Here is a 12628-nt window from a genome sequence, read left to right as displayed (position 1 = left end):
TGCTTCCCGGTAAGGCGCCGGCGTGCGGTGGCGGCCACATGTCCTCCGAATGCTTCTCTGCCCGGCGGGCGCATTGACAATACAACTTACGAATCATAACCTACACATTGTAAGTTACATGTTGTAACCTGCTTGCCTGGGAGCCTCGCATGACGTTGGGGATGTGCCGCGGGTCAGCGGTCGCGCGGGATCCCGACGCCAGGAAGTGGGCCGTTGTCGGCAGACCATGGAGGCATGAAGACGTCTCCAACTACCGCCGCTACATGGGGCAGTTGGCCAACGAGCATGGGGGCATCGTCGCGGCCCTGCCTTGCTGCGGCCGCAGCGCCGAGTGTGTCGACCTCGTTGACCACTTCGGAAGGCTCGCCGACGGCGTCCGCTGCCGTCTCGACGAACTCGGTGTCGACAAGGCCCGCATCGTCGCAACCCCTGTGGTGGGTGTACTCCGGGTCGTCGCGCTCGTCGGGGCACGCCGATGGCGTCGGTACCGAAGCGGCGCCGGTCGGCGAAGCGGTCTGTCTCGCGGTGACCGCGCCCTGTGTCTCGTCCTGGCCCCCCCAGCCGCGTCGATCCTATGGTTCGGATGACTCCTGGTGGCATCGGCATCACCCGCGCGCTGCCCACCCCGGCCTTCAAGAGCTTGCTCAACTACCACTCCGGGGACGGCCCTTCGCACCTGAAGCCGGAGAAGTTCATCCGGCAGTGCCTGGCATTAAGGGCCGCCGGCGGGCAGGGCAGCGCCATCGAGCGGCCTCTACATGGTCGCCAACACGGGGTACTGGGTCCAGTTCGAACGAGCCGTACCGTTCACCGGATGTGGCCCGACTTCGGGGCAAGCCGCCGATGAACACCACCGCCTCGGTCTTCGATGCCGTCCGCCTCGGCTACCTCGTCGTCGAGACCAACCGCTTCGCCGACCGGCGCCGCATGGATACCAACGCTGGCGGCGTACACCGCGACGAACTCGGCGACCTGGAGTGCAACCTGGGCTGCCCGGAGAACCCCGTCCCGACTCTCAGCGATGCCGGCATCACCGACGGCCGACAGCGCCCATACGACTACCGGTACGAGTGAAGATGACTGTTTCCACCGATGTGAAACCCCAAGCCGGCAACCTGCCTGCGGCATTGACCCTCTTCGTAGGCCGGAAGCGGGAGGTCGCCGAGGTCCGTCGGGTGCTGACCAAGGCGCGGCTGTTGACTCTGACCGGGGTGGGCGGGATGGGCAAGACCCGGCTTGCCCTGGAGGCGGCCGCGCAGTCCTGCGAGGAGTTCGCGGACGGGGCGTGGGTGGTGGACTTGGCCCCGGTGCGGGAGGCGTCGGCGGTGGCCGACGCTGTGGCGTCCGCGCTGGGAGTGCCGGACATGGGCACCCGGCCCGTCCTGGAGCAGCTGGCGGGATATCTGGCCGGGCGGAACGCGCTGATCGTGCTGGACAACTGCGAGCATCTCGTCGATGCCTGCACCGAGTTGGTGAAGAGGCTTCTGTTGGCCGCCGCCGGGCTACGCGTGCTGGCGACCAGTCGGCAGACGCTGGGCATCACCGGCGAGTACGTCTTCACCGTGCCCCCGCTGCCTGCGGACGAGGCGGTCGAGCTCCTGCAGGACAGGACGTCCGCCGTGCGGCCGGATTTCCGGGTCACCGACGCGAACCTGGCGCAGGTTCGCCGGCTGTGTGCCGACCTGGACGGGCTGCCGCTGGCGATCGAGCTGGCGGCGGCCCGGCTGCGCATCCTCACCGTCGATCAGGCCGCGGACCGGCTGGAGGATCGGTTCGCGTTGCTCACCGGTGGCTGCCGGACCGCGCCGCCACGGCAGCGCACGCTGCGCGCCCTGGTCGACTGGAGCTGGGAGCTGTGCTCTCGCGCCGAGCGGCTGCTGTGGAACCGGCTGTCGATCTTCGCCGGAACCTTCGCCCTGGACGCGGCCGAGGAGGTCTGCGCGGGCGAGGGCATCGCGCCGCACGAGGTGCTGGACCTCCTGGACCGGCTTGTCGCCCAGTCCGTGGTACTGACCTGTGAGGCCGAGGGCCTGCCGCGGTACCGGCTGCTGGAGACCGTACGCCGGTACGGACGGGAACGACTTGCCGAGTCCGGAGAGGAGGAGGCGCTGCGGCAGCGGCACCGTGACTTCTTCCTCGCCCTCGCCAGGCGCGTCGACAAGGGCTGGTACGGCCCCGGTCAGGTGGAGAACTTGGCCCGGCTGCGTGCCGAGCACGGCAACCTGCTGGCGGCACTGGACGGCGATACCGACCCCCAGGCCAGGCTCGCTCTGGCCGCCGCTCTGGCCTTCCACTGGTGTGTCGGCGGCTTCCTCGGCGAGGGGCGCCGTCAGTTCGAGCGCGCTCTGGCCTCGGTGCCCGAGCCCACACCGGAACGAGCGCGAGCGCTGGTGAGCGCTGTCTGGGTGGCGCTCTGCCAGGGCGATCTGGCGATGGCCGGCCGGTGGCTGGATGAGGCCGACGTGATCGGCGAACAGCTGGGCGACCAGGCCCTGCTGGCCGACGTGCGGGGCTTTCGCGGAGTGTCGGCACACTTCCGGGGGCAGGTGGAGGAGGCCATGATGCGGTACGAGGACGCGCTGGCCACCCTTACGGCGCTGGGCGATGAGCGCGGAGCGGCCGGCTGGCTGCTCGCGCTGGCCTGTCTCCAGGCCTATGTCGGGGACCCGCGTGCGGTGCGGACCGGCGGGCACCTGATAGCGGCCGCCGAGGCGACCGGGGAGAGGTGGGGACACGCTCAGGTGCTGCTGGCGCTGGGCTTCGACGCCTGGCAACGGGGTGAGTGGGAGGAGACAGGGGCACACGCCAGTGCCGCGCTGGAGAGCATGAGGGGCTTCAACGACCATTCGGCGGTCGCGAGGATGCTGGAAGTGCTTGCGTGGGCCACCGCCGCCGCGGGCGATCGCGAGCAGGCCGCCCGGATCCTGGGTTCCGCGGACACCCTTTGGCGGGACGCCGGCACCGCCATCACCGCGTTCGACCCGCGAATGGCCGAGTTCCACGCGCGCTGCGAGGCGGAGATCATCGACGCGCTGGGCGCGGCCTCGTACACGACGGCGTTCGATGAAGGCAGGCTGCACGGCAGCCCCGACCGGGCCATCGTCCTCGCACTGGAGCCCCACACCAACGCCCCCGCCCACTCCGGTAACAGCCCGGCCGTCCCGAATCCGAATCCCCTGACCCGTCGCGAGCGCGAGGTGGCCGAACTAGTCGCACAGGGCATGAGCAACCGGCAGATCGGCTCCACACTCGGCCGTTCCTCACGCACGATCGAAGGACACGTCGAAAACATCCTGGCCAAGCTGCAGTTCGGCTCCCGCGCCCAGATCGCGTCCTGGTGGACAGCGAACCAGCCGTCTGCCCCGTAACACAACCCCGTAGAAACACCCGGTCGCGGGGGCGGGCCCGCCGCGTAGAAGTACCCATGGTCCGTGGCCCGAGCCCGCGCCGATCCTTTCCCCGATGGCGCACACACCAGCGGACGAAGGAAAATACATGACTAGCACAGAGCAGGGCGGACTCTCCCGTAGATCATTTCTCGGCGCCGCGGCGGTGGTCAGCGCGATGGTGGGCGGAGGCCTGGGCGCGATGGTCGTCGCCGCTCCCAGTGCCGTCGCCGCCGATGGCGCGGACTTCACTTGGAAGATCACCCACGAGGCCAGTGAGGACGCGCAGAACTATGCCGACATGCTCAAAGCGATCCGGCGGCTGACCAGCTCGCACGAAATCGTTCCGCAGAATGGCCGTAGGGTTTTCATCACCGACGAAGCAGGCACCAACGCCTTCACCACCGTCGACATACACCCCAGCGAGGGCAGGAGTTTTGTCCGGGTGTTCCTGCGCCGGTCGGACGTCTATTTCATGGGCTGGCGCGTTGGCGCCACGGACAGTGACGGCACCGTCCACCTGGGCAGCGTCTTCACGCTGGACGCGGACGTGCAGCTGCCGGGATCGATCCGAACCACCACCGGTAACGTGGAGGCGAACACGGACCCCCGTTACGAGGGGCTGGAGAACTACAGTGCCCTGGTGCAGCAAGGCGCCAGTCGCACCAACCTGCACATCAGCCCCTCCAGCGTCGAAGGTGCTGTGAACAGGCTCATTCAGGGTCCGGGTACGGGCACGAACGCGACCGCCACCGCAGCGTCGGCGATCCTTCAGATAATCGTGGCGCTTGCCGAAGCTGCCCGGTTCCGGGTCCAGGCGGTCGAGACCTATCAGGCGTGGCTCGTCGGCAGCGATTTCGTCCTCAACTCGACACACATCGCGCACCACAACTTCTGGGCCACTCTGAGCAACACGGTGATCGCCATGTGGCTCGGAGGTGCCATCCTTCTCTCACCGGAACTCGAAGTCGGCACCGTCGTCTACCTGGTCATCGCGGACATCGCGCAGAACGTCATGTTGGCCCACCACTCCGGCCTGCACAGCAAGGATGCCGGCGGCAAACTCGAAGTGGGGAAGACGTTTCTCGTTGCAGGCGACACTTCCGGGGACTTCGAAACCGTGCAGGCCGCGATCGACGCCGTCCCCAAGGACGCCGCCGGGTACCAGATCCTCATCGACAAGGGCTTTTACCGCGAGGCCGTCAGCGTCGGGTCGCACCAGACCTGGCTGACGATGAAGGGGGTCAGCGGCGATGCCGAGGACATCGTCATCTGGAACGACACCGCCCATGGGATGATCAACCCGGCGACGGGTGCGAAGTATGGCACCCAGGGCAGCGCCGTCGCGACCTTCAGCGGTACCGACCTGCAGATCCAGGACCTCACGATTCAGAACAACTTCGTTCCCGAGTCCCATCCGGAGATCGATCCCCTCGAGACCCAGGCCGTTGCGCTGGCTGCCATGGGTGACCGGCAGACCTACAGCAACGTCCGGCTTCTCGGCCGCCAGGACACCCTGCTGGTCAAGGCGCCGACCGCTACTGACCAGGTCCGGCAGTACTTCGTCGCCAGCTACATCGAGGGCTCGATCGACTTCATCTTCGGCAACGCCACCGCGGTGATCGACCGGTCCAAGATCGCCATGAGCAACTGGGCCGGTGGGACGGTGCTGGCGCCGAACACCGACTACCGCAACAAGTACGGCATCCTGATCACCCACAGCGAGATCTTCACCAACGGTGTCCCGGACAAGACGATGTACCTCGGCCGGCCGTGGCACAACGTGCCGGAGGCTTGGCCCCAGGCGCTGGTCCGCGACACCGTGATCCACTCGGGCATCAACTCCGGCCAGCCCTGGACCAACATGGTCCCCGACTACCCTTGGGACTGGGCCCGGTTCAAGGAGTACAACAACACTGGAGAGGGCGCTGGCACCGGCACGAACGCCCCGAAGCTGACCGCCAGTGAGGCGGCCGACTACACGGCGCAGAAGTACCTGGCCGGCACCGACGGCTGGAACCCGGTCCGGTGACCGCAGCCGAGGTGACCGGCGCATAGGCCACCGGAAGCGACCCTGCTTCCGTGGCACGGTGAGCCATGGTGGGGCCGGGACGGCACGGCTGTCCCGGCCCCACCACCATGTTCCGAGGTGTGCCGGCAGGCCCTCGTAGCGCAACTGCAAGCGGAGGCGGGAGAACGTCCGAGCCGGTCGGGGTGCGAGCCCGTCCCAGACGCTGATGAGCAGCTGAGGCCGCGGCAGGGCTTTGCCGGGCGGCTGCGGGGCGGGTGTCGGTACCGGGTGCCTTGTCGGCTGTGTCTGGACCATGATGGCTGTCTTTGGTACTTGCGCGTCGACGGGCAATGCCGCCCTGGCCGGATATGCCCGCCTGTAAGCATTACGCGTAATATTTTCTGTTGTGACGAGCAACGTCGAGGCTTTCCTCTCCGAAGTTGCCCGAGGGCTCAAGCCTCGAGCGGACGAGCTGGTCGACGCGGTGGTGGACGTTATCCGCGGCGAGCTTCCCGAGCTGTGGAAATACGAGGACCTCGCCATTGCGGCGCCGGCGGCCGTATCCGCACATGTCGTCGCTGTGCTGGATCTCAACGAGCAGGGTCTCGACGTGACCAAGGTCGAGGCCCTGCCTGCTGGTATCGACGTTGCTCGCCGGTTCGCTCGGCACGGTGTGCCCATCAACAAGCTCCTGCGCAGCTACCGGCTCGGCCACGCCGGACTGCTTCAGCTGATCTGCGACGAGGCAGCCCGCCTCACCAGTGACACGGAACTGATCAGCGCGACGGTGATCACACTGGGTGCGCAGAGTTTCGAGTACGTCGATCGCACCTCGGAACAGGCCGTCATGGCGTATCAGGAGGAACGCGACCGCTGGCTGCAGCGGCGGCTGATCCTGATCAACGAAGCTGGCGCGAGGATCGGAACCACGCTCGACATCACCCAGACTGCTCAGGAACTGGCAGACGTCAGTACCGACCACTTCGCTGATCTCGTCACCGTTGACCTGCTGGACTCCGCGTTCCGGGAAGAGGGCTGGGAGTCGGTGACCGTCCCGCCGGTACTTCGTCGGGTTGCTCAGCAGGCCGTGTGGGATGGCTGTGCGGAATCAGAGGGCGGTACAGGGTGGAAACACACCTACCCCGAGGGATCCGATCCGGCCCGCGCACTGGCCACCGGGCAGCCTCAGAGGCACCGCATCACGACGTCCGACATCCCCCGCTGGTTGGCTGCGTCCCCGGACCACAGACGTATCGGTCTCCACTCGATCCTTCTGGTGCCGCTACAGGCCCGTGGAACCACCTTGGGACTTGCTCAATTCATGCGTTACCGGACCACGGACCCCTTCGACGACGACGATCTGTTCCTGGCCAACGAGATCGCCTCCAGAGCAGCCGTTTCCATAGACAACGCTCGCCGCTACACCCACGAGCGCTTCACCGCACTCACCCTCCAGCGCAGCCTGCTGCAGCAGCAGGCGCCCGAACAACCGGCCGTCGACACGGCATGCCGCTACCTCCCCTGCGGATCCCGCGCAGGTGTGGGCGGAGACTGGTACGACGTGATCCCGCTCTCCGGAGCCCGCGTCGCCCTCGTCGTGGGGGACGTGGTTGGCCGCGGCCTCCATGCCTCCGCCACGATGGGCCGACTGCGGACGGCCGTCCGCGCTTTCGCCGACATCGACCTGATACCCGACGAACTGCTGACCCACCTGGACGACGTGGTCATCCGCCTCGAACGCGAGGAGGCACGAGGTACCGGCGAGATCAGCGCCACGTGTCTCTACGCGGTCTACGACCCGGTGTCCCGCCTGTGTTCCCTGGCCAGTGCCGGACACGTCCTGCCGGCGGTGGTGACTCCGTCGACGCCGCGCGGTGATGGCCCGGGGTTCCGCAACGTCGATTTCCCGCAGGTGCCGATCGGCCCGCCGCTGGGCCTGGGCGGGCTGCCATTCGAAACCGCCCAGTTCGAGGTGGAGGAAGGCAGCCTCCTGGTCCTGTTCACCGACGGCCTCATCGAGGACCGGGCCCGGGACGTGGACACCGGACTCGCACTGCTGCGCGGGGTCCTCGCGCGGGCGCCGACCTCGTTGGAGGACACCTGCGACGGACTACTGTCCGCGCTGCTTCCCAGCCGCCCCTCCGACGACGTCGCTCTCCTCATGGCGCGGACGCGGGCCCTTGACGCCGACCAGGTCGCCACCTGGGACCTCCGCGCTGACCCGGCTGTCGTCTCCGAAACCCGCAGGTTCGCAACCGAGCAGTTGTCCGCCTGGGGGCTGGAGGAGCTGGCGTTCACCACGGAGCTCATGGTCAGCGAGCTTGTGACCAACGCCATCCGCTACGGCAAACCCCCCATTCGGCTGCGGATGATCCGCCACGCCACTCTGACGTGCGAGGTCTCCGACAACAGCAGCACCGCCCCGCACCTGCGCCGTGCCCGCACCTTCGACGAGAACGGCCGTGGCCTGCTCCTGGTCGCCCAGCTCGCCGGGAACTGGGGCACGCGGCACACCCGCGACGGCAAAGTCATCTGGGCGGAGCAACAACTTCCGGCCGTCGGGATCCCCTTGCCCCAGCTGTGACCGCGCTGCCGACCTGCCTGGACCGAGGCGCTTCAGCGTGCCGACTACCTGGGGAACGGTCGCCGCCGTCGGCGCCCGTCACACTAGCCGCCGTGCGTGCGCAGCTGATGTTCGTAGGCGAAGATTACGACCTGCACACGGTCGCGGAGCTGCAGTTTGGTGAGGATGCGGGTGATGTGGGTCTTGACGGTGGCCTCTGTGAGGAAGAGACGTTCGGCGATCTCGGCGTTCGACAGGCCGGCGGCGATGAGGTGGAACACGTCCCTTTCGCGGGCCGTCAGCCGGGCGAAGAGGGCGCCCGCGTCGTCGGCGCGCGGCCACGGGGCGATCTGGGCGAAGCGGTCGACGAGACCGCGGGTGATGCGCGGGGTGAGGACGGCGTCGCCGGAGGCCACGGCCCGGATCGCCGTCTGCAGCACGGCCGGGACGACGTCCTTGAGGAGGAACCCGCAGGCTCCGGCGCGGAGGCCTTCGAAAGCGTATTCGTCGAGGTCGAAAGTGGTGAGGATGAGAACACGGCAGGCCGTACGGCAGGTGATGTGCCGGGTCGCTTCGATGCCGTCCATGACCGGCATGCGTACGTCCATGAGAACCACGTCCGGCAGCGTGCGTCGCGCGAGGTCGACCGCTTCCTCGCCGTTGGCGGCTTCGCCGAGGACGATGATGTCCGGCATCGTGTCGAGGAGGCTGCGGAAGGCCATGCGGACGAGTGCCTGATCGTCGGCGAGGAGGACCGAGACCGTCATCGTGGTTCCCCCAGCTTCAGCTCGCCGGAGACCACCCACCCGGACGCGGTGGGCCCCGCCCGGAGATCGCCGTCGAACATCGCGACCCGTTCCCGCATCCCGGTCAGCCCGTTGCCCGCACCTTTTCCGGCGCCGGCTCCACGGGTCGGCCTGCCGTCGTCGGTGACACTGAAGCCGATCAGGTCCCCATCGCAGTGCAGGACGACATCCACCTTCGACGCGTCCCGGGCATGCTTGACGACATTCGTGAGTGACTCCTGCAGGATCCGGTAGACCGTCGTCTGCGCCGCCGCGCTCAGAGTCTCCCGGCTGCCGGTCTCAGTCAGCCGGACGTCCAGGCCGGTGCCGCGGGTCTCATCCACCAAGGCCTTCAGCGAGCCGAGGTCCGGCTGAGGGGCCCGATCGCCACCGTCGTCCGCCCGCAGGACGCCGAGGAGCCGACGCATTCCGGTGAGAGACTGCCGACCTGTCGACGCCGCCTGGAGCATCTTCCCGCGGGCGCCCTCAGGATCGGTCGCCGTGGTCGCGGCCGCCGCTTCGGCGAGAGCGACGACGACCACCAGCCCGTGGGCGACGATGTCGTGCATCTCCCGCGCGATCCGTGTGCGCTCGGCCGCCGCCGCGAGCTGCGCCTCCTGGGCGCGCTCCTGCTCCAGTCGTTGCGCACGGTCCTCGATGGACGCGAGGTAGCGGCGCTGGGCCCGCACGGTGGTGCCGAGAAAGAACGCCGCGGCGGCCAGCCCGCTGAGGATGACAAAGGCGTCATTGACGCTGGCAGCCGGGGCGAACCGTACCGACACCAGGACGACACCGAGCTCGACGGCCGCCGCGGCGCCGAGCGAGTGCCGAAGATCGCGATGGGCGGCGACAGCGTAGAGCGCGACGAGTACCGCGAACTCGGAGAACGAGACCGTGCCGAGCGCCCAGGTCGCCATCGCCACGGCCCAGCAGAACCAGAACACGACGACGGGAGCCCGCCGGCGCAGCACGAGGGGACAGCTCACCGTGACCGCCAGCACCCAGTTCAGCAATCCCGACCGGTTGTAGAGCAGCTCGTGCGATGCGGCGACGGTGCACAGGACGGGCGGCCCGAGGAGCAGCACGAGGGACAGGGACGGGCGGGCCCGGGACGGTCGGGATGCCGGCGGGAAGTGCTTCACCCCGCCGACATTACGGAAGGGCGCTCCCGGCGGCGTCAACCGAAGGTCTTACATCCGACGGAAAGTGACCACCATCGTTGGATGCGCCGGTCCCGGTGGCGCTTCTAGCTTCGCGATATGAGAACACGACCAGCAACGATGGCCATGAAGGTGCCGGAGATCGCCCTCACCTTCTGGATCGCGAAACTGTGCACCACCGGATTCGGCGAGTCTTTCTCGGACTACGTCTTCTTCAACGACTACCTCGGACAGCATCTGGCCATGCTCATGGGCCTCGGGCTGCTCCTCGTATGCCTGGCCGTGCAGATCACCACCACGAAGTACATCCCCTGGGTCTACTGGCTCGCGGTAACGGCTGTGAGTATCTTCGGCACGATGTCGGCGGACTTTCTGAACAAGGATCTGGGGATGCCGCTGTACGTCTCCACGCTGATGCTGGTGGCCGTCCAGGTCGCCGTCTTCGCCGCCTGGTATGCGACACAGCGCACCCTGGACGTGCACAGCATCAACAACCGTCTGCGGGAGCTGTTTTACTGGCTGACCGTCCTGTGCACCTTCGCTCTGGGAACAGCCGCAGGTGATTTCGCGGCCGTCACCCTGGGCCTCGGCACCTTGGCCTCGTCCTTCGTCTTCCTCGGGATCATCATGGTCCCGGCAGCCGGCTATCGCTGGTTCCGTCTCAACGAAGTCCTGGCTTTCTGGTTCGCCTACACCATCACCCGCCCCCTGGGCGCCTCCGTCGCGGACTGGCTCTCCGTACCTGCCCCTTATGGGGACGGACTTCAATGGGGGACAGGGCCCATCAGTCTGCTCCTCGGGATTCTTCTTGTAGGAGTCATTGCAGTGATCGAATCACGACACCGCCGATCCAGCCCCTCGAAGGCAGCACCGCTGGAGGCGACCGCTCAGAACCGTTGACCAAGCCGGGCGTGAGTCCCCGCCAAGCCGCTGACGGGGACTCGGGGCCGGTGCCGTGCGGTCTGTTCGAGGTCCGGCCCCTCGCCGCCGGGCCGGGCTCGCGTACTGCGGGGACTCGTTGTACGTGTCGGATGAGCTTCTCGCCGGACCTGGTCTCTGGTCGCCTCGAACCTCCAGTCCTGGATAACGCGAAGGTCCCGCGTGCCAGAATGGATGAGCCATTCGTTCTGTTCTGTCGATCGTCTTGTTCTGCCGTTCTCCGCATGATCCGTTGAGGTTGTCCGTGACCAAGCCCGTTGCCCGCGTGCCGCAGCGACGTAACGCGCGGTCCAACCGGGCGCGCATCCTGGCCACGGCCCGCCGGGAGCTCGGGAAGAACCCGGACATCACGTTGGAGGAGCTGGCGCGGGCCTCCGGTGTCGTGCGACGCACCCTCTTCGGGCACTTTCCCGGACGGACGGCGCTGCTTGAGGCGCTTTCCCAGGAAGCCGCCGAGACCCTCCGGGACGCGGTTGCTGCCGGAGTGAAGCCGACGGAGCCTGCTGAGCGTGCTCTCGCATACTTCTCGTTGTCGATGTGGCCCGTAGGGGACCGCTACCGGATGCTTCTGGCGCTGGCCCGGCACGACCTGGGCACGGAACGGGTCGCCGAGATCCTGGCACCGGCCCGCGACGCGGTGACCGCCGTTCTCGAGCGGGGACAGCGGGACGGTGTCTTCCACGGCCATGTGCCGCCATCCGTACTCAGCGCCGGACTGGAGGCGATGACGGTCGCGCTGCTGGAGCAGGTCAATAGCGGAGCACTGGAAGACGACGGCACCCGGGTCACCGTCGTCACGCTCGTCGCGGCCGGTGTGCCGGCGGAGCGGGCGCGTGGCGTGGTCGACGATGTAGCCGCCACGTTCGTAGCGGTGACCGCCGGCGACTGAGTTTCCGGCACACCTGTCGATGCGGGTTCAGCAGGAGGGAAGTCCACCGGCTTGGACCGGACCGCGCGCAGCCGAGCGTTGTCGCCACGCCCGGCCGGAGGCGACGCTCAAGCGATGACGGTGTCAAGGACGTCGAGGTTCGGCAGGTCCAGCGAGCAGATTCGTTCGGCCTCGGCGGCGGGGATGCCGAACTGCCGGAGAAGCCCGCGGACGACCAGGTCCGATGACTTGGCGTCGTCACGGTCGGGCTGTTCGTGCAGCAGCGCGCCCAGTGCCAGCGTGGCGCCCGCCGTCACCGCCAGCGCGAGATCCAGATCCTCCACATCGAAGCGCCCTGCGTTCACCGCGGCGCTGATGTCGTGGAACGCCCGCGGCGCCAGGCCGCGGTCGGAGCGAGCCAGCTCGAGTCCATGGTTCAGGAGGATCCGGCTCAGTTCCGGGTGACGGCGATGCAGGCGGCCGGTCAGGCGGAAGCTCTGGGCGTACGCGACCGCGGGGTCGTCGATGTCCGCGGTGAGGCGGTCCATCAGGGTGCCCCACCACTCCAGCGCCTCTTCGATCGCGGCGCGGAAGAGTTCGTCCTTGCTGTCGAAGTGGTTGTAGAAGGAACCGACTCCGACGTCGGCGAGTTCGGTGATCTCCAGGATGGGAACGTCCATCCGTCCTTCGGCCAGTAGACGCTGGGCCGCGCGCACCAGAGCGGTCCGGGTCCGCGCTCTCCGTCGGTCGACCCGCCGGGGTGCGGTCTTGTCCGCAACGGTCTTGTCGGCCATCGCATCCTCCATCCGACCCGCACTTGCTTCCCCCCGCACTCTAGCCGCCCTCCCCACTTCTTGAGGATTTCTTCAGTTCTCTTGACTGACGTTGTCTTCGGAAGTGAATATTTCTTCAGGAG

Annotated in this window: 9 protein-coding genes; 6 read left to right on the top strand and 3 right to left on the bottom strand. The window is 67.7% G+C overall.

Annotated features, from left to right (window positions below):
- The first annotated feature begins 816 nt into the window (after positions 1-816).
- The 4 genes from ABT137_RS24265 to ABT137_RS24250 all read left to right on the top strand — a co-directional run bounded on the left by ABT137_RS24265 (position 817) and on the right by ABT137_RS24250 (position 7981).
- The gene (locus ABT137_RS24265) at positions 817-1074 is read left to right on the top strand and encodes a hypothetical protein (protein WP_351712185.1); all 258 of its coding nucleotides are present in this window, start codon (positions 817-819) and stop codon (positions 1072-1074) included.
- Between the two features lie 53 nt (positions 1075-1127).
- Positions 1128-3368 carry a LuxR C-terminal-related transcriptional regulator gene (locus tag ABT137_RS24260; RefSeq protein ID WP_351712183.1) on the top strand — a complete coding sequence of 747 codons (2241 nt, stop codon included), beginning with the start codon at positions 1128-1130 and terminating at the stop codon, positions 3366-3368.
- Between the two features lie 127 nt (positions 3369-3495).
- A complete protein-coding gene (locus tag ABT137_RS24255) occupies positions 3496-5418 on the top strand; it encodes a pectinesterase family protein (protein ID WP_351712181.1) in 1923 nt (640 codons plus the stop codon).
- Positions 5419-5803: 385 nt separating this feature from the next.
- Complete coding sequence (locus ABT137_RS24250; RefSeq protein WP_351712179.1) at positions 5804-7981, top strand: ATP-binding SpoIIE family protein phosphatase; 2178 nt, start codon at positions 5804-5806, stop codon at positions 7979-7981.
- A gap of 83 nt (positions 7982-8064) precedes the next feature.
- On the opposite strand, the gene ABT137_RS24245 is transcribed toward ABT137_RS24250, so the two are convergent.
- Together ABT137_RS24245 and ABT137_RS24240 are read right to left on the bottom strand one after the other, a co-directional pair.
- Entirely contained in the window at positions 8065-8727 is a 663-nt protein-coding gene (locus ABT137_RS24245) for a response regulator (RefSeq protein WP_351712177.1), read from the bottom strand.
- Complete coding sequence (locus tag ABT137_RS24240) at positions 8724-9887, bottom strand: sensor histidine kinase (protein WP_351712175.1); 1164 nt, start codon at positions 9885-9887, stop codon at positions 8724-8726. The genes ABT137_RS24245 and ABT137_RS24240 overlap by 4 nt, the downstream gene beginning before the upstream one ends.
- Before the next feature lie 138 nt (positions 9888-10025).
- Here ABT137_RS24240 and ABT137_RS24235 point away from each other — a divergent pair, with 138 nt between their 5' ends.
- Positions 10026-10805, top strand: a complete 780-nt coding sequence (locus tag ABT137_RS24235) for a COG4705 family protein (RefSeq protein WP_351712173.1) — start codon at positions 10026-10028, stop codon at positions 10803-10805.
- 283 nt (positions 10806-11088) lie between these two features.
- Complete coding sequence (locus ABT137_RS24230; RefSeq protein WP_351712171.1) at positions 11089-11733, top strand: TetR/AcrR family transcriptional regulator; 645 nt, start codon at positions 11089-11091, stop codon at positions 11731-11733.
- A 107-nt stretch (positions 11734-11840) separates the two neighbouring features.
- On the opposite strand, the gene ABT137_RS24225 is transcribed toward ABT137_RS24230, so the two are convergent.
- The gene (locus ABT137_RS24225) at positions 11841-12506 is read right to left on the bottom strand and encodes a TetR/AcrR family transcriptional regulator (RefSeq protein WP_351712169.1); all 666 of its coding nucleotides are present in this window, start codon (positions 12504-12506) and stop codon (positions 11841-11843) included.
- Positions 12507-12628: the final 122 nt, after the last annotated feature.

It is taken from the genome of Streptomyces sp. NPDC001980 (assembly GCF_040296885.1).
GTDB lineage: Bacteria > Actinomycetota > Actinomycetes > Streptomycetales > Streptomycetaceae > Streptomyces.
This window is presented reverse-complemented; position numbering and strand designations above follow the sequence as displayed.